Annotated in this window: 23 protein-coding genes and 1 pseudogene; 9 read left to right on the top strand and 15 right to left on the bottom strand. The window is 73.3% G+C overall.

All coding sequences use genetic code 11. The annotated features are described in order from the left end of the window. The first annotated feature begins 4 nt into the window (after positions 1 to 4). Both ACZ51S_RS03265 and ACZ51S_RS03260 read left to right on the top strand, forming a co-directional pair. The gene (locus ACZ51S_RS03265) at positions 5 to 721 is read left to right on the top strand and encodes a potassium-transporting ATPase subunit C (RefSeq protein WP_468959430.1); all 717 of its coding nucleotides are present in this window, start codon (positions 5 to 7) and stop codon (positions 719 to 721) included. Positions 722 to 759: 38 nt separating this feature from the next. Next, positions 760 to 942 carry a hypothetical protein gene (locus tag ACZ51S_RS03260; protein WP_468478658.1) on the top strand — a complete coding sequence of 61 codons (183 nt, stop codon included), beginning with the start codon at positions 760 to 762 and terminating at the stop codon, positions 940 to 942. On the opposite strand, the gene ACZ51S_RS03255 is transcribed toward ACZ51S_RS03260, so the two are convergent. The 14 genes and pseudogenes from ACZ51S_RS03255 to ACZ51S_RS03190 all read right to left on the bottom strand — a co-directional run bounded on the left by ACZ51S_RS03255 (position 900) and on the right by ACZ51S_RS03190 (position 14,296). Continuing rightward, a complete protein-coding gene (locus ACZ51S_RS03255; protein WP_468959677.1) occupies positions 900 to 2,660 on the bottom strand; it encodes an ABC transporter ATP-binding protein in 1,761 nt (586 codons plus the stop codon). The two genes, ACZ51S_RS03260 and ACZ51S_RS03255, sit on opposite strands and share 43 nt — an antisense overlap. Positions 2,661 to 2,676: 16 nt before the next feature. After that, the gene (locus ACZ51S_RS03250) at positions 2,677 to 3,093 is read right to left on the bottom strand and encodes a lasso peptide biosynthesis B2 protein (protein ID WP_468478624.1); all 417 of its coding nucleotides are present in this window, start codon (positions 3,091 to 3,093) and stop codon (positions 2,677 to 2,679) included. Between the two features lie 64 nt (positions 3,094 to 3,157). After that, positions 3,158 to 3,415: a lasso peptide biosynthesis PqqD family chaperone gene (locus tag ACZ51S_RS03245; RefSeq protein WP_468801925.1), complete on the bottom strand. Its 258-nt coding sequence runs from the start codon at positions 3,413 to 3,415 to the stop codon at positions 3,158 to 3,160. A gap of 4 nt (positions 3,416 to 3,419) precedes the next feature. Beyond that, on the bottom strand, positions 3,420 to 5,297 hold the full coding sequence (locus ACZ51S_RS03240; protein WP_468478626.1) for a lasso peptide isopeptide bond-forming cyclase: 1,878 nt from the start codon (positions 5,295 to 5,297) through the stop codon (positions 3,420 to 3,422). A 140-nt stretch (positions 5,298 to 5,437) separates the two neighbouring features. Further along, the gene (locus ACZ51S_RS03235; RefSeq protein ID WP_158688462.1) at positions 5,438 to 5,545 is read right to left on the bottom strand and encodes a keywimysin-related RiPP; all 108 of its coding nucleotides are present in this window, start codon (positions 5,543 to 5,545) and stop codon (positions 5,438 to 5,440) included. Positions 5,546 to 6,637: 1,092 nt separating this feature from the next. Beyond that, complete coding sequence (locus ACZ51S_RS03230) at positions 6,638 to 8,239, bottom strand: phytoene desaturase family protein (protein ID WP_468478627.1); 1,602 nt, start codon at positions 8,237 to 8,239, stop codon at positions 6,638 to 6,640. Between the two features lie 17 nt (positions 8,240 to 8,256). Continuing rightward, positions 8,257 to 8,715, bottom strand: coding sequence for an SRPBCC family protein (locus ACZ51S_RS03225; protein ID WP_468478628.1), 459 nt, complete (start codon positions 8,713 to 8,715; stop codon positions 8,257 to 8,259). A gap of 2 nt (positions 8,716 to 8,717) precedes the next feature. Further along, positions 8,718 to 9,656 carry an SDR family oxidoreductase gene (locus ACZ51S_RS03220; protein ID WP_468959429.1) on the bottom strand — a complete coding sequence of 313 codons (939 nt, stop codon included), beginning with the start codon at positions 9,654 to 9,656 and terminating at the stop codon, positions 8,718 to 8,720. A gap of 155 nt (positions 9,657 to 9,811) precedes the next feature. After that, entirely contained in the window at positions 9,812 to 10,996 is a 1,185-nt protein-coding gene (locus tag ACZ51S_RS03215; RefSeq protein WP_468478630.1) for a zinc-dependent alcohol dehydrogenase, read from the bottom strand. Positions 10,997 to 11,252: 256 nt separating this feature from the next. Beyond that, a complete protein-coding gene (locus tag ACZ51S_RS03210; protein WP_468478631.1) occupies positions 11,253 to 11,774 on the bottom strand; it encodes a DUF4142 domain-containing protein in 522 nt (173 codons plus the stop codon). A 369-nt stretch (positions 11,775 to 12,143) separates the two neighbouring features. Continuing rightward, positions 12,144 to 12,573, bottom strand: a pseudogene (locus ACZ51S_RS03205) (DUF1360 domain-containing protein). A 348-nt stretch (positions 12,574 to 12,921) separates the two neighbouring features. After that, on the bottom strand, positions 12,922 to 13,389 hold the full coding sequence (locus ACZ51S_RS03200) for an SPW repeat protein (RefSeq protein WP_388937612.1): 468 nt from the start codon (positions 13,387 to 13,389) through the stop codon (positions 12,922 to 12,924). 200 nt (positions 13,390 to 13,589) lie between these two features. Further along, positions 13,590 to 13,868 carry a GlsB/YeaQ/YmgE family stress response membrane protein gene (locus ACZ51S_RS03195; protein WP_468478632.1) on the bottom strand — a complete coding sequence of 93 codons (279 nt, stop codon included), beginning with the start codon at positions 13,866 to 13,868 and terminating at the stop codon, positions 13,590 to 13,592. Positions 13,869 to 14,035: 167 nt separating this feature from the next. Continuing rightward, entirely contained in the window at positions 14,036 to 14,296 is a 261-nt protein-coding gene (locus ACZ51S_RS03190) for a hypothetical protein (RefSeq protein WP_468801921.1), read from the bottom strand. A gap of 63 nt (positions 14,297 to 14,359) precedes the next feature. Between ACZ51S_RS03190 and ACZ51S_RS03185 the strand changes: the two genes are divergently transcribed. The 5 genes from ACZ51S_RS03185 to ACZ51S_RS03165 all read left to right on the top strand — a co-directional run bounded on the left by ACZ51S_RS03185 (position 14,360) and on the right by ACZ51S_RS03165 (position 18,889). Continuing rightward, a complete protein-coding gene (locus ACZ51S_RS03185) occupies positions 14,360 to 14,488 on the top strand; it encodes a hypothetical protein (RefSeq protein ID WP_468801920.1) in 129 nt (42 codons plus the stop codon). A gap of 16 nt (positions 14,489 to 14,504) precedes the next feature. Then, the gene (locus ACZ51S_RS03180; RefSeq protein WP_468959424.1) at positions 14,505 to 16,406 is read left to right on the top strand and encodes a helix-turn-helix domain-containing protein; all 1,902 of its coding nucleotides are present in this window, start codon (positions 14,505 to 14,507) and stop codon (positions 16,404 to 16,406) included. Between the two features lie 86 nt (positions 16,407 to 16,492). Beyond that, the gene (locus ACZ51S_RS03175; RefSeq protein ID WP_468478636.1) at positions 16,493 to 17,437 is read left to right on the top strand and encodes an ABC transporter ATP-binding protein; all 945 of its coding nucleotides are present in this window, start codon (positions 16,493 to 16,495) and stop codon (positions 17,435 to 17,437) included. After that, positions 17,434 to 18,420, top strand: a complete 987-nt coding sequence (locus tag ACZ51S_RS03170; protein WP_468478637.1) for an ABC transporter permease — start codon at positions 17,434 to 17,436, stop codon at positions 18,418 to 18,420. The genes ACZ51S_RS03175 and ACZ51S_RS03170 overlap by 4 nt, the downstream gene beginning before the upstream one ends. 79 nt (positions 18,421 to 18,499) lie before the next feature. Further along, the gene (locus tag ACZ51S_RS03165; protein ID WP_388937600.1) at positions 18,500 to 18,889 is read left to right on the top strand and encodes a GntR family transcriptional regulator; all 390 of its coding nucleotides are present in this window, start codon (positions 18,500 to 18,502) and stop codon (positions 18,887 to 18,889) included. Here ACZ51S_RS03165 and ACZ51S_RS03160 read toward each other — a convergent pair. After that, a complete protein-coding gene (locus tag ACZ51S_RS03160; protein WP_468801918.1) occupies positions 18,871 to 20,127 on the bottom strand; it encodes an MFS transporter in 1,257 nt (418 codons plus the stop codon). The two genes, ACZ51S_RS03165 and ACZ51S_RS03160, sit on opposite strands and share 19 nt — an antisense overlap. 72 nt (positions 20,128 to 20,199) lie before the next feature. On the opposite strand from ACZ51S_RS03160, the gene ACZ51S_RS03155 reads away from it, so the two are divergent. Together ACZ51S_RS03155 and ACZ51S_RS03150 are read left to right on the top strand one after the other, a co-directional pair. Beyond that, positions 20,200 to 20,955 carry a DeoR/GlpR family DNA-binding transcription regulator gene (locus tag ACZ51S_RS03155; RefSeq protein ID WP_468478639.1) on the top strand — a complete coding sequence of 252 codons (756 nt, stop codon included), beginning with the start codon at positions 20,200 to 20,202 and terminating at the stop codon, positions 20,953 to 20,955. A 5-nt stretch (positions 20,956 to 20,960) separates the two neighbouring features. Continuing rightward, positions 20,961 to 21,596 carry an HAD family hydrolase gene (locus ACZ51S_RS03150; RefSeq protein WP_468478640.1) on the top strand — a complete coding sequence of 212 codons (636 nt, stop codon included), beginning with the start codon at positions 20,961 to 20,963 and terminating at the stop codon, positions 21,594 to 21,596. The last annotated feature ends 12 nt before the right edge of the window (positions 21,597 to 21,608 follow it).

Genomic DNA, 21,608 nt, shown 5'->3' with positions numbered 1-21,608 from the left:
CCCCATGAACAACTCTGTAGGAAACGCGGCACGGTTGCTCGGTGCGGGACTGCGGGCCCTGCTCGTCCTGACCGTGATCTGCGGGATCGTCTACCCGCTCGCCGTCACCGGGATCGCCCAAACCCAGTTCAACGACAAGGCCAACGGCTCCGAGATCAAGGACAAGAACGGTCAGACCGTCGGCTCCTCCCTCATCGGCCAGACCTACGACCTGCCGAAGAACGATCCGAACGACGCCGAGGAAGCCGCCCGGCCCGACCTGAAGTGGTTCCAGCCGCGCCCCTCCAACGGCCTGGGCAGCAACAGCGTCAACACGCAGTACGCGCTGATCCTCTCCGGCGCCACCAACCGTGCCGCCGACAACGGCGCCGTCAACGGCACCTGCACCAAGGACGCCGAGGAAGGCACCCTCTGCGCCCAGGTCGTCTCCGCCAAGGAAGCCGTCATCGCCGACAACTCCACCGCCGACTACCCGGTAAAGCCCCAGGACGTCCCCGCCGACGCCGTCACCTCCTCCGGCTCCGGCCTCGACCCGCACATCTCCCCCGCATACGCGCAGCTCCAGGTCCACCGCGTCGCCGAGCGCAACGGGCTCAAGGTCACGCAGGTCGAGAAGCTCGTCGCCGAACACACCACCGGCCGCACCCTCGGCTTCATGGGAGAGCCCCGCGTCAACGTCCTCGAACTCAACACCGCGCTGAAGGCACTCTCCACGAGCTGATGTTCCTCATCGCACGGACCAGGAGCGGGCGACGGACCATGGGACGCGGCAACGTCCCACGGGGCGCCGGCGTCGGCCTGGGTCTCGCGGTCGCCCGCGGCTTCATGGAGGCCATCGGCGGTACCCTCACCGCCGAGGACACCCCCGGCGGCGGCCTCACCATGGTCGTCACCGGCGCTCACCGGCCGTTCAGGAGCTGTGTGGTGGCCAGTTCGCGGTAGAGGGCGTCCGCCGTGAGGAGTTCGGCGTGGGTGCCCACCGCTCGTACGCGGCCCGCCTCCATCACGACGATGCGGTCGGCCGTGGTGACCGTGGACAGGCGGTGGGCGACGACGAGGACGGTGATGCGGCCGGCGATGTCGGTGATGGTGTCGCGCAGTGCCGCCTCGTTGGCCGCGTCGAGCTGCGAAGTGGCTTCGTCGAGCAGCAGCAGTCGCGGGCGGCGCAGCAGGGCCCTGGCGATCGCGACGCGCTGGCGCTCTCCGCCCGAGAGTCTGCTGCCGCGGTGGCCGACGTCGGTATCGAGGCCATGGGGCAGGCGGTCCGTCACCGCGTCGAGGCGGACGAGGCGCAGGGCGTGGCGGAGTTCCTCCTCCGTGGCGTCGACCGCGCCCAGCGTCAGGTTCTCGCGCAGGGTGCCGGCGAGGACGGGCGCGTCCTGTTCCACGTATCCGATGGCGGCGCGCAGTTCGGCCAGGGGCCACTGCCGCACGTCCTTCCCGTCCAGCAGTACGTGCCCGTCGTCCGGCTCGTAGAAGCGTTCTATGAGGGAGAAGACCGTGGTCTTGCCCGTGCCGGACGGGCCGACGAACGCGGTCAGGCCTCCGCCTGGAACGGTGAAGGAGACACGGTGGTGTACCAGGGGCAGCCCGGGGCGGTAGGCGAAGCGGACCTCGCGGAAGGCCACGCGGGCGGGCAGCGGATCGCCCTGCGGCCGGCCCGTGTCCCCTCCCCTTCCACGGTGCGACGCCGCCCGGGGCTCCGGGTTCTCGACCTCCAGATTCTCCACCGCCAGGCTCTCGGCCTCCAGGATCCGGGCGGCGGCGGCCGATCCGATCTGCAACTGGACGACACCTTCCACCAGTTGGCCGATCCGGGGGGCGAGTGCGAAGAGGTAGAGGAGGAACGCGACCAGGGTGGAGACCCCGATGGCGCCGGAGGTGACGCGCGCGCCCCCGACCCCCAGCACGGCCAGGAAGCAGACCTGGACCACGACCGCCGAGAGGGTCGCGGACACCGCTTCCCAGGCGGCGGCGCGGACACCGGTGCGCCGGGCGTGCTCGGCCGCCCGGTACAGCGCTTGCGCCTCCCGCTGTTCGGCACCCGATGCCTTGATCGTGCGGAAGGCGCCCAGGGCTCGTTCCAGCGCGGCGCCCATACGGCCGACCGCCTCCTGCGTATGCCGGGTCGCCCGGCCGATCCGCGGGGACACGACAGCGACGACGACGCCGACGAACGCGATCACACCGAGCGTGACCCCGAGCAGCACGGGATCGAGCAGGCCCATCATGACCACCGTCGCGAGCGTGATCAGGGTGCCGGTGACCGCGGCCGACACCGCCCGGGGGGCGCTTTGCCGCAGGAGCGCCGTGTCGGAGGTGACGCGGGAGATCAGGTCCCCCGGTTCGGTGCGCTCCACCACCGGTACCCGCAGGGCCAGCAGACGGTCCGTCAATCGGCGCCGGGCGGTGCAGACGACGGACTCCGCGGACCGGTCCAGCACGTAGTGCCCGAGGCCGGCCAGGATTCCGCCCGCCGCCACCAGCACGCTGAGGACGACCACGGGGCCGTACGCCGGACCCCCGCGGCCCATGTCGTCCATCACCTGCTTGGCCGCCAGGGGCTGGGCCAGGCCCATCATGCTCCCGAGCAGACCGAGCAGGACACCCGCGCCCATGCGGCCGCGCTGAGGTCGGAGGTGCTCGATGAGGGCGAGCATCGCGGGGGGCACGGGCTCACTCCACCGCGAAGAAGCGCTGGAAGTATCCGGCCGGCGTGCCCTCGCCGACCGCTTCGCCCTCGGCTTCCACCCAGGCGTGCGCGGCGAACGGCGGGCGGGTACGTACCCCCACGCACCAGGTGGGCCACTGGCCGCGGCAGCGGCAGAGCAGCACCGTGGCCAGGGACCGCGGCAGGCAGCCCTTGTGCCCGCCCGCGGCCAGGCTCACGGCGAGCACCGTCTCCCGGGCCGCTTCCGCCTCCGCCAGCGTGGCGGGCCGGGATCCGCGGCGGAGCAGGGCCAGCACGGCCCGGATCCGCCGGGGCGGCAGGGTGGCCAGCAGGTGGGCGCAGCCGATCACGATGCGTGCCCCGAGGCGGCGGGCCAGGGGGACGGAGCGGGGGCGGTAGGGAACGGCTTCCGGGGTCGACATCTGTGCGTGTCCCTTCAGCGGGGGCGGCCGGTGGTGCGGGCCACGGCCCGGCGGCCGTGGCCGGCTACGGCGTGATGAGCCCTGCGGAGCGGAATTCTTCGACGATGCTCATGACGTCCTGTGCGGCCACGTCGGCGTCCACGCCCTCGTACCGCTCGACGAGGGCCGCCGCGGCCCGTTCGGCGCCGTGGCCGTCCAGGAGCTCGCGGAGCACGAGGGCCGCCGTGGGGTTGAGGGTCCAGTACTCGGCGCTCTTCTGGTCGAGCAGGGCCATGCCGTACTCGGTCTCGGTCAGCAGGACCCCGGGCTTCAGCGTGCACATCGGATCACCTTTCCCGTTCCGTCAGCGGGCTCCGCCTCGGGGAGGGCGTCATCTCCCGGGAGCGCAGCCATACTTCGCAGGCCACCGTCGGGTGCAGCAGGTAGCTCTCGCTCTCGGCCGACAGGGCGCGGCGGCACCACTCGCGCAGTGCCTTCGCGTCGACGAGACCCAGCCGGGCGAGGCGCGACTCCTCGCACAGGGCCAGCAGGCGGGCACGGTGGCGGCGCAGTCCCGCCTCTTCCTCGAAGGTGGCGTTGGCCTTGGTGCCGCGGGTGCGGCTGGCTTCGGGGACGATGCCGCGCATGGCCTCGACGATCAGCGGCTTGTACCGCCACGGAGTGATCCGCTCCTGCGGCCGGACGGCGAGGGCTGCCTCGATCACCCGGTCGTCGTAGTAGGGGGCCGCGACCGTGACGCCCAGCGGGGCGGCCATCTGGCCGATGTGCCGGGTCCATTGGGAGATGCCGTCCATCGCGGCCATCTCCCGGTGCTCGCCGTGCCCGCGGCCACGGGGCTCGGCGTCCGGGAGGTGGGTGCGGAGCAGCTCGCGCACCGCCTCCACGGCCTCGGGCGTGGCCCAGCCGGGCATGCGGGGCGGCGCCGACCAGTCGAGCAGCGGTTCGTCCGCCGGGGCCGGGGGAGCGTCCAGGTCGCGGGCGACCCGGCCGAGCCAGGCGCGGTAGGAGCGGCGGTCCAGCAGCTGGCGCAGCACGCGCCATCGGGACCACTGGTACTTCGCGGTGTATCCGCGCAGGTCCCGCAGCGCGGTGAGGGGATGCGTACCCATCAGCGCGTGCAGGCGGGCGGGCGCTCCGGCGAGGAGTTCGTCGCCCCCCAGGCCGGTCAGGTGCAGGCTCGATCCGCGGGCTGCCGCCAGGGCGACGATGTGCATGCGGCGGTTGCGGTCGACCGTGAGGATGCTGGGGGTGTCCAGGAGGTCGTCGAGTACGTCGATCCCGTCGAAGGTCATGGCCAGTTCGGCCGCCGGGACGACGTGGTGCTCGACCGTTCCCAGGGCTTGGGTGGTGCGGCGCGCCCAGTACACGTCGTCGCCGAGTTCGTCGTGGATGGCGGCGGTGTACGCCGTGACCTTCGCGTCCCCGCGGGCGGCGGCGCAGCACACGGCGGTGGAGTCGAGGCCGCCCAGGTCCGCCGTCACCAGCTCGCGCCCGCGTGTGCGCGTGGCGACGGCGGCGGTCAGCGCCTCCCGGAAGCGCACGGCGCCTTCGGCCAGGGGCAGGTGCGGCTCGGGCGGCGACCACCAGCGGGTCTCCTGTGCCCGTCCGTCGGGGTCGAGCGTCAGGCAGTGGCCGCCGGGCTGGGCGTGTACGCCCTTCCACATCGGGGAGCCCGAGAGCGGGTGCGGCACGCCCAGGGTGAGCAGTTCGAGAGCGAGCCTGCGTTCGTCGAGCGGGGCGCCGACCAGTTCGGCGAGTACGTCCGCCCGGTCGGAGGCCAGGCTGACGCCGCCGGCTGCCGGGAGAGCGGCATCGGTGAAGAAGACCCGCCTGATGCCGACGACGCCGCCCTGGACCCGGACCCGTCGGTCGCGGCTGGCCACGAGGTGGAGGCTGCCTGCCCAGGTGGCGCTGATGCGGTCGAGCGTCGACAGGGACGTGCCTTCGACGGCCGCGGCGGCGCGCCGGGCCGCTTCGGCGGTGACGGAGTGTTCGCCGAGCACGGCGATGCGGGTTCCTCCGCACTCGCCCACCACCATGCTGGAGGGTGTCCAGCGGCCCACGAGCCAGGGACGTCCGGATGGGTGGCGCAGGGCCTGGTCGGCGTGGGCGAGCGCGTGGGCTGCGACGGTGGCGGCCGCGTCGGTGTCGGGCAGGACGGCGAACCAGGCGGGCAGGGCCTGGAGTGACAGGGACTCTTCCACGACTGCGGCCTTCGGTCGGCGATGTGCGGGAAGCGGGTGACCGGGTGGCGGGTGGCCTGATGGCCGGGTGGCGGCTGGGTGCCGCCACCCGCGGGCCCGGCCGCCGCCGCCCGGTTCAGCGGCGCGGCCGGTCCCTCATGTCAGAGGAGCTGCTTGCCGCCGAGGACGTCCTTGGGCCCCGTGTTCTTGATCCCGGTCACCTTGCGGAAGCTGCCGGCCTTGGTGAGGGTGGGGCGCTCATACGTCATGGTCGAACTCCTTTTCGCTGTGGGGACGAGCGGTCTGCATGCGCATGCCGCGGTTTCCGATCTGGAGATCGGCTATTCCGCTTTCACCACGCTACGTATGACCAGCGGATCATCACAGGGCGCTTCCGGTTCGCAGGCGGTGCGCCCGTGGCGCACACGTGGCCCCGCGCGCCGCCGAACGGCTCCGCCCGCCGCCCCGTTCACGGACATCCGACCGCATGCGCCTCGCTCGTAACACCAGGGACGCAAAAACATACTTTTCGGCGGTGCGGGAAACAGCGCGGCCGCTGCGTCCGAACACAGCAGTTCTACCTGTCACATCTGGCGCGTTGGGAGGCGTGATGCGGCAGGTGCGGCAGTCGACCGGCCTCGTCGCCCTCGCCTGGCGCGATCCGGTGGGATGACTCGGCTTCGGCCCAACCGGCATGCCCGTCCCGGCCTCTGGTGCCCGGCCGGCCAGACGCGCAACTGGTCGGCGGCCTGGTCGGGCCGCTGCTCGGGCACGGTACGAGTCGGAACAGCAGGTCGGCGCCGGCTTCCGCCGGAATGAGGCCCCGGCCGTCAGTCCGGCCGTCAGGTGCGCGACGCGGACCCACTCCGCCGGCTCGTCCAGGCGCCCCGTACGGGCATGGCATCCGGTGCGGCGGCGGTCTCCCGAAGGCTCATGTGCGGTGGCCGCCGCGTCCGCGTGTCTCTGGGTCCCGGCCGCCGCGACGCTCACCGCCCGTGCGCCGGGCTTCGGCGGTCGGCCCGTCGGCGGACGCGGTGCGCCCTTCCACGAGAGCGAACATCTGGTCGAGAACACCCTTGAGGTCCTGCCACGGGTTCGCGTGGTCATCGCGCGGGTCGCACGCCATGCCGCGACGATTACTCGGCTGTCTCCGCTCCATGGGTGCCCACCGTTCCTTGACTGCTCCTGCCTCGTGCCGGGCCGGAGGTGGTCAGCGGGCGTCTTCCCCCGTACCGGCCGTTCATGCGCAGGTCAGCCGGCCGGGGGCGGGCTCCCGTCGGCACGTGCGCGCTGGTCCACGCGGGGGTCGGTGACCGCCGGCATGCGACCTCGGCGGGCGCCGCCCGTCGGGGTGCCCGACGCTAAACGGACCGCGAGAGTCGTCGACGGCGCACGGTCAGGACCGTCGGCAGGTGGCGCCGCAGGGCCGCTCGGGCCGCGTTGGCGCCGGGCGCGCCGTGCACACCGCCGCCCGGGTGCGCGGACGCGGACGCGAGGAAGAGGCCTTTGACCGGCGTTTCGGGGCGTCCGTTGCCGGGCACGGGCCGGAAGACGAGCTGCTGGTGCAGGGCGGCCGTTCCGCCGTTGAGGGCGCCGCCGCGCAGGTTGGCGTCCATCGCCTCCATGGTGGGAGGGGCCATGATCCGTCGCCGCAGGACGCTCGAGCGGAAGCCTGGGGCGTAGCGCTCGACGACCTCCTCCATGCGGTCGGCCATGGCTTCGCTCTCGCTGCCCTCCCAGCGCCCGGTCAGGCCCTGCCCGCCCGCGTCGCCCTTGATCCTGTGCGGCAGGTGCGTGTAGGCCCAGGCGGATTCCGTGCCCGCCGGCGAGCGGGTCGGGTCGGCCGCCGTCATCTGGCCGAAGATGAGGAAGGGGTCCTCGGGTACGAGGCCCGTGGCGATCCGGGCGGCGAAGGCGGTGAGGCCGTCGATGCCGTCGGCGAGGTGCACGGTGCCCGCTGTCGCCGCCCGCGGGGCCGCCCAGGGCACGCGAGAGTCCAGTGCCCAGTCCACCTTGAACGTGGCGAAGTCCCACTGGAAGCGCCGCAGGTCCTTCATGACGCTGCCGGGCAGGTGCTCCTCGCCGACCAGGGACCCGTACAGCGCGGGGGCCGACACGTCGGCGAGGACCGCCCGCCCGGCCGGCACACGTTCGCCCGCGGCCGTGCGCACGCCGACGGCACGGCCGCCCCGTACGACGACCTCGACGACCGGCGTGCCGCAGCGGACCGCGCCACCCCGGCGCTCCAGCCGCCGTACCAGGGCGGCCGTGAGCTCGCCGGCGCCGCCGGCGGGGACGGGGAAGCCGTGGTGCTGGCCGAGCATCGACATGAGCCACCCGTAGCCGCCGCTGCCGGCGGCCTCGGGTGGCAGGTCGGCGTGCAGGGCGTTGCCCGCGAGGAGGAGGGCTCCCGCTTCGGCCCGGAACTCCTCCTCCCCCAGCCGGCGCACCGGCAGCAGCAGCCGCCGTACGAGCGCCAGCCCGCCGGCGCGGCGGACGCCGTCCAGGAGCCGGGCCGCGGGAACCAGGGGCGGGAAGGGCGTGAACAGGCCTCGGACGATGTCGGGGCCGAGCCGGTCCCAGATCTCGCACAGGTCCGTCCACGCGTCACCGTCGCCGGGCGCGAACTCCTCCAGTCCCGCGGCGGTGTCGCCGGGTAGCCGGTGCAGCACAGCGCACCGGCCGTCCGCCAGAGGGTGGGCGAGTACGCACGGCGCGTGGCTCCAGGCGAGGCCTTCGCGGTCCAGGCCGAGGGAGGCGATGACGGGCGAGGCAGCGGCCAGCGGGTAGAAGGCGCTGAACAGGTCGCTGACGTAGTCGGGGTGCACCCCGCGGTCGCTGCGCACGGCGCCTCCGGGTTCGGGCTGTGCCTCGAACACCTCCACGCTCCAGCCGGCGTCGGCGAGCAGGTTCGCGGCGACCAGGCCGTTGGGGCCGGCTCCGATCACGATCGCGTCGGGCATCGCGTCTCCCCTCGTCGTCAGGCGCGTTCGTGCGTGCGGGCTCCGGCGTATTCCTCGACGACGTTGGCGAGCCGTCTGAGCATGTCGCGATGGCGCAGCTGGATCAGGGCGTCGAACGCGGCGTTGTGCAGGGCGCCGACGATTCCCCGCAGCGGGTGCTCGTCCACGATGACCAGGGACTCCTCGCCCCACGGGCGGACCTCGATCGCCACCCGCGCCGTGCCGACGGGGCCGCTGTCGACTTCCAGCTCCAGCTCGGCGGGGACGTCGACCCGCCGCACGACCGTGGTACCCGAACCGGTCCACGGTCCGATCCGGACGGTGTACTCGATGGCCGAGTCCAGCTCGGGCCACCGGCCGCGGGCAACGCGCGAATCGCTGGTGCCGACCACCCAGTCGGCGTAGCGCGAGCCGTCGGCGAGTACGGCCCAAACGTGGTGCGGGGCGGCGTGGATCAGTCGGTGTCGTACGGCCATGGTTACTCCTCAAGGTGGAGGTACGGATCGGGGTTCGGCCCGCCGGCCCGGACGGGGCCCGCGGCAGCGCCGCCGGGCCCGAGGAGGCCGGTGGGCGGCAGGGGTGCGTCCCCGCGGCCCGCGAGGACCTGCCGGGAGCGGAGCGCGACGACGGGGGGCAGGAGGGTCCGCGCCGCATACACCCCGCGTAGCCACGGCGGGGCGTAGATGTGCGCGGACCGGCGTTCGATGCCGCGGACCATGGCCCGGACGTAGGGGGCGGGGTCGTGGATGACGGAGGCCGGCCAGGGCAGGTGCGTCCGCAGTTCGCGGAAGACGACCGTCTCGTCGGCTTCACGGATCAGGGCGGTGTCGGCCCAGTTCAGGTAAGCGATGCCGACACCGACGTCGCGGTGAAGGACCTCGGCGCGCAGTGCGTGCGCGAACGCCTCGGCGCCGGCCTTCGACGCGCTGTACGCGGTGAGCAGAGGGGCGGGCGCGAGCGCCGCCATGGAGGCGACCTGCAGGTAGTAGCCGCGGGTGCGCAACAGGTCGGGCAGGAAGCAACGGGCCGTCAGGGCGCTGCCGACGACGTTGACCTCGATCACCCGTCGCCAGGCGTCGGAGTCGCAGTCCAACAGGGGCCCGCCGATGGCCACGCCCGCGTTGGCGACGACCACGGACGGCCTGCCGAGGGTCAGGCGTACGGCTTCGGCGGCAACGGCGAGCTCGTCGGCATGGGTCACGTCCACGATCCAGTGGGCAGCCGCGCCGGGCAGGTCCGCGGCGAGGCGGGCGAGGCGCTCGCCTTCCAGGCCCACCAGCGCGACCCGGGCGCCGTGACGGGACAACGCGTACGCGAGCCCCTGGCCGAGGCCGCGCGCGGCGCCCGTGACGACGGCGACGCGGCCCTCCAAGGGCCCCGGGCCACCCGGACGGGCACACCGACCGCAGCTGGTCATGCCGGGCGTCTGCCCGCCCGGCCGAGGCCTACACGGCCCGGGCCGGTGCGGTGAGCGGCGCCCGCCTCCTGTCGGGCAGCGGCGGTCCGCAGGGGCCTGCGCATCGGGCAGCGGCCATGAACCCAGGCGACGTGGGCGGAAACACCCGGGTCGGGTCAGGGAGTGAAGAGGACTTTGACAGCGCCGTCCTGCTTCTTCTGGAACATCTCGTACGCCGCCGGAGCCTCGGCCAGGGGCAGGCGGTGCGTGGCGAAATCCTCCACGCCGAGAGGGTCGGTATCCGTCAGGAGCGGGAGGAGATCGTCCACCCAGCGCCAGACGTTGGCCTGGCCCATGCGGAGCTGCAGCTGCTTGTCGAACATGGTCAGCAGCGGGAGGGGATCGGCCATGCCGCCGTAGACGCCCGACAAGGAGATGGTGCCACCCCGCCGGACGAGGTCGATGGCCAGGTAGAGGGCGGAGAGGCGGTCCACTCCAGCGCGCTGCATCATCTTCGCGGCCAGTGCGTCCGGCAGCAGGGTGGTCGCTTTCTGCATGCCCTTGGCCAGGGCAGCGCCATGGGCTTCCATGCCGACGGCGTCGATGACGGAGTCGGGACCACGGCCGCCGGTGATCTCCTGGACGGCCTTCGTGATGTCGTCGCCGTACTCCTTCAGGTCGAACGTGTGGACCCCGCGGGCCTGGACGCGACGCAGGCGTTCCGGTACGAGGTCGATACCGATCACCGTGCCCGCTCCCCGGTGGGCGGCGATGCGTGTGGACATGTCACCGATCGGGCCGAGGCCGAGTACGGCGACGCTGCCTCCGGGCGGTACGGCGGCGTAGTCCACGGCCTGCCACGCGGTGGGCAGCACGTCGGACAGGTAGACGAACCGCTCGTCCGACGGTCCCGGCGGGACCACGATGGGCAGGGTGTTGCCGAACGGTACGCGCATGAATTCCGCTTGCCCGCCGGGGACTTGACCGTACAGCTTGGTGTAGCCGAAGAGGGACGCCCCGTTGCCGTGCTCGCGGACCTGGGTCGTCTCGCACTGCGAGTGAAGCCCCTGTCCGCACATGAAACAGGTGCCGCAGGAGACGTTGAAGGGGATGACGACGCGGTCTCCGGGCCGCAGGGCCGTCACCTCGGGGCCGACTTCCTCCACCACCCCCATCGGCTCGTGTCCCAGGATGTCACCGGATTCGAGGAAGGGGCCGAGGACCTCGTACAGGTGCAGGTCCGAGCCGCACAGGCCGGTCGTCGTCACCCTGACGATCACGTCGGTCGGGTCCTGGATGCTCGGATCCGGGACCGTGTCGACCCGTACGTCGCGCTTGCCGTGCCAGGTCAGTGCCTTCACGAGATCACCTTCATTCGGTTGCGTCGGATGTGCTGAAGCAGGGTCCCGCTCTCCTCCGTGCCCACCGGCCGAAGGGCGTCCAAGCCGCGCCGGCCGACCTGTGCGGGACCGTCCGGGCCGCGTGGACAGGTGGTGCTCTCAAGCGGCCCGTTTTCCAGCGAGCAGGGAGTCCGCGCCGGTCCCCGTGAACAGGCCGGCCGCATCGCCGCATGCGCAGATGGCCGGCCTACAGGTACCGAGGTCCATCCACCAGGCGCTACATGGTGTGGCAGGTGCCGCCGCGGACCATGTCGAGGTGCATGGCGACGACCGGGCGGGCCTTCTCGGCCGCACTGGTAACGGCCACATCGCTGCCCGATTTGCTCTGCTGGTCGATCAGCGCGAGGGTCTTGGTGTGGCCGGCTTCCTGGTCGGCGAGCCAGGCGGCGTCGTACCCGGCCGTCCCTGCCTTCTCCTGGACCGCCTTCATCTTCTGCTGCTGCTCGGCAGTCGGCGCGGTCGGCAGCGTGACGGCGATCTTGCCGGCGAGCGCCTTCAGGTCCGCGTCCAGCTTCTGGTGATCGGTGACCAGCTTCGCGCCGACGTCCTTGACGCAGGAGGTCATGGCGTTCTTTTGCGCGTCCTGGCCTGCGGCCATCTCGGCCAGGTTGCTTTGGTGTGCGGCCCGGACGAAGGCGGTGTCCTGGTCTCCGGCGGGCGTGACGGCGAACGTCGCCGGGGCGCAGACCCCGCTCACGGCGGTCATGACGGCCGCCGAAATCAGCAGACGATTGCGCATCGCTCTCATCTCCTTCCACGCGGCCTGGGCCAGGACAGTCACAGCCGGACTCGGCCGCGTTCCTCCTCGGCCCCTACCCGGTTCCAGCCCGCCAAACGGACCGGCTCCCTCACCCGGGACGTGCCGGCATCCCCCGCCGGACCGAGCGACCAGCCGGGAGGAGCCGGAGAGGAACGGCCCGGGTGAGGGGTGTGAGGAGGGAGTGACGACCATGGACCCAGGAGTCGGACGAGGCGGAAAGAGGGCAGAAGCCGGGTGCGGCCCCGCGCAGCGGGGCCGTCCTCTTCTCGGTCGTCGGAGCGCCACGACGTCGGCACTGCTGACCACCGGGACTGACCGCACCGCTCCACCTGCGAACAGGCCGACGTCCTACTCCTCGGCCTTCTGCTGCAGGGCGCTGTAGGCCAGCTGCAGGGCGTCCGCCCCGGCGAGCGCCGTGAGCGCGCCGGTGACGATCCGCACCTGGCGCGGCCACAGCATCTGAGCGCCGGTCAGGGTGGTCACCACCCAGACCGCGACGCAGAACGGGCAGGTGGCGAGGGCGCCCACCGCGCCACCCAGCCCGGAGTCGGTTCCGGGGCTCCTCCGTGACCTCGGAGGGCCCGGCCGCTTCCTTGAACCGGGCGAACGGCGCACGTAGCGGGCTCGTCACCACGCCCTTGCTGAGGAGCCTGCTGAGGCGGAAGGTCGCCACCGCCGTGAGGGCCAGGTCGTCGGCACGGAGTGCGTCCGGCACGCTGCGACCGTGTCGGCGCAGCACGGCCGTCCACGCGGTGGCGTACAGCCCGAAGACCGCCATCGACCCCGCGTACCCGGGCAGTTTGGCCTGCTCCCCACCGCCATAACCCTGGATCAGCCCGGTCAGGCACGTGTGGATTCGGGACCGCTCAAGGGCGCTCCCCGGAGCGCCGGACGCGTTGGAAGACGCGCCGAGGCGGTGGGTGGGGAGCGGGCTGTCACTGTTCACTATGCGCCTTTCCGAAGGAACCGGCTCTAGCTCAAGGGGCACTCTGCCACCGGGTGCCCGGTGGGGCCCCCGTGAACCGCTCGTGGGCGAGACGGGCACAGCGCAAGGTCTTGCCCTGTGTCACGGGGAGCCCCTGGACACGTCGCACCCAAGGGCCGCCCGGCCCTTGGGTTCGCGTCGTCAGCGGGTTCCCGGCATGCGTGTCCCGGGGCCGTGGCGGCTGGTGTCGTTGTCGCGGGCTGCGGAGGCCGCGGCGAGGGCGAGAAGGGTGGCGATCACACCGGTGATGAGGTTGCTCGTGATCGAGCGGGTGTGGGCGACGTCGCCGGCGACGACCCAGGGGGCGACGCAGGTCCAGATGCCGATGGCGGCCGCGGCCCAGGCCATGGAGTGGGTGCGCTCGTAGGAGTTGCCCAGGCCACCGAGGAGGAGCATGTAGGCGATACCGGCGATGAGGTTGGTGACCGCCAGGGTGGTGAAGCCGTTGAAGCCGACGATCCAGGGAGAAGCGGCGAGGTAGAGACCCGTGAGTAGGGCCAGGGCCTCGACCATCTGGGCGCGCGGGGTGGCTGCCGCGCGGTCGTGCCGGGCGCGCAGTTCCATCAGGTCGGGGTGCTCTTCGATGGATGCGCGGTGGGTTGACGCCATGGTGACCTCCAGAGAGGGTTGATGACCCGCACCTACCCCACCATCGGAAGATATGCGGGCAAATGGGACGCCGATTGTCGCGGGTCTTTCCGCCGATCACTCCGGCCCCGCTCCGATGGGCCAGGCCCGATGACCGACAAGGGAACGGCTCCGCCCTCAGGAGAAGGCGGAGCCGTTGTGCCTGTGTGGGATAGGGCCGCTCAGGCGTGGCGGTGGTGGCGCTTGTTGCCGGTGACCAGTCGGTAGACGACGAGGAGGATGACGGAGCCGATGATGGCGGCGATCCAGGTGGAGAGGTCGAAAAAGCCGTCTATGGAGTCGACGCCGAAGATGACCTTGCCGAGCCAGCCGCCGAGCAGGCCGCCCGCGATACCTATCAGCATGGTGATGATGATGCCGCCCGGGTCCTTGCCCGGCATCAGTGCCTTTGCGATGAAGCCCGCGAGCAGTCCGATCAAGATCCAGGCGATGATGCCCATGCGCTTCTCCTCCTCGATGAACAAGCTGGTGTCAGTCCGTCTGCACCGTGTTGAGGTTTCCAAACGTCTGGATCCGTTGATCATCGCGGCGGGACTCCGGTCCGGCTGCCGCCCGTCTTTTCCCAGCCGATCTCCTGGCCCAGCCTGCGGGCATGGGCCGTGGCGGCCTACGGCCCGGTCAGGGCTTCCACGGTGCGCGATGTCGGGCCCGGGTCCGGTCGGCGGCGTCGGCGTTGCCGGGCCCGGCCGGTGGCCCGGTACCAGGAGGCAGCCACGACGGCGGCTACGGCCGCTTCGGCCAGATCGCCGCCGTAGTACGTGACCTGCGCTCCCGTATGCAGGTCGGCGGGGGTGAAGAGGGTGCCGGGGGGCGGTGCCGGGTACAGGGCCTCGGCCAGCACGGCGTGCGCCGCGCCGGCAGTCAGCAAGGTCGCCCCGCGCAACCCGAGGCCCCAGCGGTGGCGCACGGGTCGAGCTGACAGATGGCGAAGGTGAACAGCAGGCCCGCCGTCAGGACGTACGTGCGTACGAGGGAGACCGCGCCGGTCGCCCGCGAGACCCGCGGCCGCAGCCCCGACCGGCCCGCCGGGACGGCCCCGCCCGTCCCCGTCAAGGGCTGACGGGGCGGGCGCCCGTATGCTCACCACCGTGACGGAAGGCATACGGGAGCTGCTCGGCCTGCTGGCCCAGGGGGCGTCGGCGGAGGAGTTCGCGCGGCCCTCGGCGGCGGCGCGGGCCGCCGGCGCCTCCGAGGCGGAACTGGCCGCCCTCGACGAGGCGACGGAGGTGGCGCTGGAGGTCCACCGGACCCTGGGCCGGCACCGCACCCGGGAGGCGGAGCTGACCGCGCTGTTCGACACCGCCGGGGACCTGGCCGCGCTGCGCGACCTGGACGCGGTGCTGCGGGCGATCACGCACCGGGCCAAGCAGTTGCTGCACACGGACGTCACGTACCTGTCGCTGATCGACGAGGCGGCGGGCGACACCTTCATGCGGGTGACGGACGGTTCGGTGTCGGCGGCGTTCCAGCAGTTGCGCCTCGGCATGGGTGAGGGGCTCGGCGGTCTCGTCGCCCAGACGGCCCGCCCGTACGCCACCGGGGACTACCAGCGCGACCCGCGCTTCCAGCACACCGGGCCCATCGACAGCGCCGTCGGCGAGGAGGACCTGCACGCCATCCTCGGTGTCCCGCTGCGCCTGGGCCCGACGGTGATCGGGGTGCTCTTCGCCGCCGACCGCAGCCCGCGCGAGTTCAGTCCGCGCGAGGTGGCGCTGCTGTCCTCGCTCGCCGACCACGCCGCCGTCGCCATCGACGGGGCGCGGCTGCTGGAGGAGACGCGCCGGGCCCTGGCCGAACTGGGCGCCGCGTCCCGCACCATCCAGGAGAACAGCGACGCCCTGCGCCGGGCCGAGCGGGCGCACGACCGGCTCACCGGTCTGGTCCTGCGCGGCGGTGACGTCGCCGAGGTGGCGGCCGCGATCGGTGCGCTGCTGGAGGGCGGCACCCTGGTCCACGACGCCGACGGCACGGAGCTGGCCCGCGCGGGGACCGGGCCCTGTCCCCCGCCGGCCGGGGCCGTGGCCGCCTCCCGGTCGGGCGGCCGGGCCGTCGCGGAGGGCGGTACCTGGGTGTGCGCCGTGCTGGCGGGGCCCGAACTCCTGGGCAGCATCACCCTGACCGGCCGGCCCGGCCTGGACGAGGCCGGACGGCGCCTGTTCGAGCGGGCGGCGACGGTCACGGCCCTGCTGCTGCTCCTGAGCCGGTCGGTGGCGCAGACCGAGGACCGGATACGCGGCGAGCTGCTCGGGGACCTGCTGAGCCCCTCGGCCGATCCGGCCGGCCTTGCGGTGCGCGCCCGCCGTCTGGGCGTGGAACTGGCCCGGCCGCACGCCCTGTTCGTCCTGCACAGCGAGACCGCTCCCCGGCCCCGTCTGCTCACGGCCGCCGCGCACCACGCCCGCGAACGCCGGGGCCTGGCCGGGGTCCACCACGACCACGCCGTACTCCTGGCCCCGTCGGATGCCACCGGGGCGGACGCCGCCGAGCTCGCCGCGGCCCTCGGCCGGAGCCTGGGCGCGCCCGTCACGGTGGGTGCGGCGCGGGCGGACGGCGGTCCGGCGGGGCTGCCCGCCGCGCACGCGGAGGCGCTGCGCTGTCTGTCGACGTTGCGCGCGCTGGGGCGTGCCGGGGACGGGAGCACCCTGGCCGACCTGGGGTTCCTGGGTGTGCTGCTGGGTGACCGTCCGGACCTGTCGGGCTTCGTGCGGACCGTGCTGGGGCCGGTCCTGGACTACGACGCCCAGCGCGGCAGCGAGCTCGTGCACACGCTGCGGGTCTATTTCGCGGCGGGTACGAGCCAGGCGCGGGCGAAGGAGGTCCTGCACGTCCACGTGAACACCGTGGTGCAGCGCCTGGAGCGGATCGGCCGCCTCCTCGGCCCGGACTGGCAGTCCCCCGACCGCTGCCTGGAGCTGCAACTGGCCCTGCGCCTTCATCAGGTGTCGGCGCCGACGGCTCCGGGGCCGGCTTCCCCCTGATCGTCGCGGCCACCGTTTGACAGGTCCCCACCCCCACCCCATGATTCCATTACTCATCTAGTGGATTCACTGAAAAGGGGGAGCCCGTGCGGAGCACGACCACTTCCGGCGCGGCCGACGGCCGATGGGCCATGGAGGCGCGCGGGCTGGGCAAGAAGTACCGGCGGGGCTGGGCGCTGCGGGACTGCTCCTTCCGGATACCCGCGGGCCGCATCACGGCCCTCGTGGGCCCCAACGGCGCCGGCAAGAGCACCCTGCTGAACCTCGCGGCCGGCCTGGCGCAGCCGTCGGCCGGTGACCTGAGGATCTTCGGAAGGCCCGCGGGCTCCCCCGGGTCCATGCCCCTGTGGGCCTATCTCGCGCAGGACAAGCCTCTGTTCAAGCGGTTCACGGTGGCACAGACCCTCCGGCTGGGCCAGGAGCTCAATCCGGCCTGGGACCAGGCGCTGGCCGAGCGCATCGTCCGCGCGGGAATGGTCCCGCCCGACGCCCGGGTGGGGGACCTGTCGGGCGGCCAGCGCACCCGGGTCGCCTTCGCGCTCGCCTTCGGCAAGCGGCCCGAGGTGCTGCTGCTGGACGAGCCGATGGCCGATCTGGATCCGGTGGCCCGGGACGAGATGGCCGCCCTGCTGCTGTCGGAGGCGGCCGAGCACGGGACCACCGTACTGATGTCGTCCCACCTGCTGAGCGAGATCGAGCCGATGTGCGACTACGTGCTCGTACTCGCCGACGGCCGCGTCCGGATGGCCGGGGAGACCGACGAACTGGTCCCCATGCACACCCTGGTCACCGGCGTGAGCACGGACGCCGGGCTGCCCGCCTCCCTGAACGACCACACCGTCATCGAAGCACGCACCTCCGGGCGCCACTTCACCGCGCTGGTGCGGCGCGAGGGCCCGCTGGACGACGCGTGGCAGCGGGCGGAACCGAGCATGGAGGAAGTGCTGCTCGCCTACCTCCGCTCGCCCGGGGCCCCCGCGCTGCTCTCCCCCACGGCCGCCCCCCTGCACCGAGAGGAGTCCGCGGCATGAGCGCTCCCGCCGAGGGCCCCACCCGCCCGGACACCGCGCCCGCCCGCCCCCGACGGCTGCGCGGGCTCGCCTGGCTGCTGGCGCGCCAGCACCGCACCGCCCTGATCACCTGCGCCGCCCTGACGGTCCTCGGCTCGGCCTGGATCCTGTACCAGCGCGCGGCCATGCTGGACACCCTGCACGCCACCGGCTGGCCGGTCACGTCCCCCCACGCCCTCGACAGTGCCGTCCACAACCGGGCCGCCAACGAACTCGACTCCTTCGGCGGCACGCTCGGATTCCTGCCCGTGCTGTTCGGCGTCCTCCTGGGCGCCCCGCTGATCTCCGCCGACCGGGAGCACGGGACGGCGCGGCTGGTCGCCACCCAGTCCGTCCCGCGCAGCCGCTGGCTGCTGTGGAAACTGTGCTCGGCCCTGGTGCTGGCGGCGGTCCCGACGGGGATCCTGAGCCTCCTCTACTGGTGGTGGTGGCACTCCGCCGGACCCCTCGCCCCCGAGGACTGGCTGAACGGGCCGGTGTTCGGCGCCACCGGGCCCGTCCTGGTGTCCGCGGCCCTGTTCTGCACCTCGCTCGGCATCACGATCGGGGCCATGGCCCGCCGGTCCCTGCCGGCCATGGTGGCGACCTTCTTCACCGCGTCCGCCGCCCTGTTCGCGGCCGGGCTGCTCAGGGAGCGGCTCGCCACGCCGCGTACGCTCGCCTATCCGCTGGGCTCCACCCAGCCGGCCGCGCTCGACCACGTCGTACAGGTGGACCAGTGGATCGGCACCGCCTCCGGCAGACTCTACGGCTGGGGCACGTGCGTGCACGACAGCTCGCCCGAGGGCTGCCGGGCCTCCCTCGGCATCGTCAACTCGGTCTGGGAGTACTTCGGTACCGACCAGATGGCGGGCATGCAGTGGACCGCGGCCGGCATCTTCCTGGGGCTGAGCGCCCTCCTCGTGGGCGCGTTCCTGCGCCAGGCCCGGCACTCGGCGCTCTGACGCGGCCGTCCCCGCCGGACACCCCCTAGGCTGGAACGTCACCCGTGAAGGATCGAGAAGCAGCAAGGAGGCGGGCACGGTGGTCGTGTTTCGCATCGAACGCCGCAGCGGCCTGCCCGCCTACCTCCAGATCGTGCAGCAGGTGGAGCAGGCCCTGCGGATGGGGGCGCTGACCGAGGGCGACAAGCTGCCGACGGCGGCCCAGGTCGCGGCCTCCACGAAGGTCAACCCCAACACCACGCTCAAGGCCTACCGCGAGCTGGAGCGGTCCGGTCTGGTCGAGGTGCGCCAGGGCTCGGGCACCTTCATCACCCGCTCGCTGGCCACCCCGCAGACGGCGCCGGAGTCCCCGCTGCGCACCGGTCTCGGGGAGTGGATGCGCGAGGCGCGCGAGCAGGGCATGAGCGCCCGCGACGTGTCGACGCTCTTCGCCGCGGTGCTCGGCGAGCACTACCCGCCCGCCCCCTGACCCTCCGTCCCGGCGGCGCCGGGCGGGCCGGCGCGGTCAGGCGTGCCCTCCGGCCGGAGGGCACCGGCGGCGAGGCCGGCGAAGGCGCAGCAGGCCACCGGCAGCAGCAGGGCCGGCCCGAGCGGTACGAGCCGGGTCAGCGGACCGATCACCGCGGGACCGGCGAGCATGCCCAGGTAGCCGAGGCCCGCGACGCGGGAGACGTTGGCCCCGGCCGCCTCCGGGTCGGCGCGGCCCGCGGCGCTGAAGAGCTGCGGGACGCAGCCCGAGAGGCCGGCGCCGAAGAGGGTCCATCCGGCCAGGGCCGCCGGGACGCCGGGCGCGACGACGGCCAGGGCCAGTCCGGCGCCGGCGAGGGCGGCCCCGTAGCGCAGGACCGCGACGGGGCCGCTGCGGGCCGTCAGGCGGTCGGCGAGGAACCGCCCGGTGGTCATGGCGGTGGCGAAGGCCCCGTAGGCCAGCGCGGCGGTGGCGGGGGACGCGCCGAGGGAGTCCTCGAGGTGGAGGGCGCTCCAGTCGTTGGCGACGCCCTCACAGAGCATCAGCAGGAAGGCGAGCACGGCGAGCATCCGCACGCGCGGGGAGGTCCGGCCGGCGGGCCGCCGCTCCGGACGCCCGGCCCGCCCGGAGTCGCGCCCCAGCAGGGCGGGGGCGGCCAGGAAAGCGAGGACGACGCCGAGGAGGGCCGTGGCCCCGAGGGTGGCGGCGGCCGGCAGCCCGAGGCCCAGGGCGAGGGCGCCGGCCAGGGCGGCGAGGGCTCCGCCGACGGAGAAGACGGCGTGGAAGGCCGCCATGACGGGGCGGCCGTAGCCGCGTTCGACCTGGACGGCGTGGGCGTTCATGCCGACGTCGAGGCAGCCGTTGCCGAAGCCGAGCAGCAACAGCGCCGCGCCCAGGGTCCGGGCGTCGCCGGCCAGTGCGGGCGGCACCAGTGCGGCGGCGCACAGGGCCGCGCCGGCGGGGACGGCCGTACGGGCCCCGAAGCGGTCGGCGAGCGGCCCGGCCAGCCGCATGCCGGCGAAGGCACCGGCCCCGAGGAGGAGCAGGAGCCAGCCCAGGAGGGCGTGGTCGACGCCGGTGCGCCGCTGCACCACCGGGATGTGCACGATCCACATGCCCATGACGAATCCGTTGAGGGCGAAGTAGGCGAAGGTGACCCGCCGGGCCTTCCGCAGGCGTATGGACGGGGGCGGAGCGTGGGGGCCCCGGAGAGCCCGAGGCCGTGTGAGTCGCTGCATGCGATCGAACGTAACAAACATTAATCCTGTTCGGAACTTGCCTTTCGAACAGTCACATTGTTCAATTCGGGTATGAGTGCCGACCGTCTGAGACAGATCACCGACGCCGTCCGCGCGAGCGGCAGCCGCAGCGTCACGGAGCTCGCGGAGCTCACCGGCGCCTCCGAGATGACCGTCCGCCGCGACCTGGAGGTCCTCGCCGGCCAAGGGCTGCTGGAGCGCTACCGGGGCGGGGCGCGGAGCCTGCTGCTGCGCGGGGAGGAGCCGCCCTTCACGCTGCGCGCCCGGGACGGGCTGGAGGCCAAGCGGCGCATCGCCGCCGAGGTCTCGGCCCTGCTCGCGGACGGGGAGTCGGTCGTCCTGGACAGCGGTACCACCTGTCTGGAGGTGGCCCGCGCCCTGCACCACCGCCGGCTGACCGTCATGCCGCTGTCCCTGCACGCCGCCAACGCCCTCGCCGACGCGCCCCGCATGACGCTGCTGCTGCCGGGCGGGGCACCGCGCAAGGGCGAGCTCGCCCTCACCGGGCCGCTGACCGAGGCCTCCCTCGCCGCCCTGCGCTTCGACACCGCCGTCATCGGCTGCTGCGGCCTGAGCGCGGAACACGGCCTGACGGCCTACGACCTGGCGGACGCCGCCGTCAAGCGCGCCGCGATCGGCTCCGCGCGCCGCGTGATCGCCGTCACCGAGTCGGCGAAACTCTCGCGCACCGCCCTCGCACACGTGCTGCCCGCCTCCGCGCTGCACGCCGTGGTCACCGACCAGGGGGCGCCGCAGGACGAGACCGACGCGCTGGCCGCGGCGGGCGTCACCGTACGGAAGGTGTGAGGGCCTTGGACGAGATCCTGCTGTTCGACATGTTCGGCGTCATCGCCCGTCACCAGTCACCGGCCGGCAGGGAACGCCTGGCCGGGACGGCAGGTGTCTCCGGGGACGCGTTCTGGGAGGCCTACTGGGCACTGCGGCCGCCCTACGACAGCGGAGGGGTGAACGGACCGCGGTACTGGCACCTGGTGGCCGAAGCCCTCGGCACCCGCTTCGGCCCGGAGCGGGTCACCGCGCTCGTGGAGGCCGACATCGCGAGCTGGAGCGCCGTGGACGCGGAAATGGTGGACCTGATCGGGGAACTGGCCGCCGCCGGGCGGCGGATCGCGCTCCTGTCGAACATCCCCGAGGAACTCGCCGTCCACTACGAGCGCCACCACCCCTGGCTCTCCCACTTCGAGGCGCTGGGCCTGTCCTGCCGGATCGGCCACGCCAAACCTGCGGCCGGCGCGTACGCCTGGTGCCTGCGGGCGCTGGACGCGGCCCCGGGCCGGATCCTGTTCGTCGACGACCGGCAGGAGAACGTCGACGCCGCCCTCGCCCTCGGCATGCGCGGCCACCGCTTCACCTCCGCGGCCGCGCTGCGCCGGGTACTCGGACCGGCTGCCGGGGGCTCCGTCACCGGACCGGGCACGGTCCGGTGACCCGCCTGCGGC

The sequence above is a fragment of the Streptomyces sp. NPDC034043 genome, from assembly GCF_055575675.1.
This window is presented reverse-complemented; position numbering and strand designations above follow the sequence as displayed.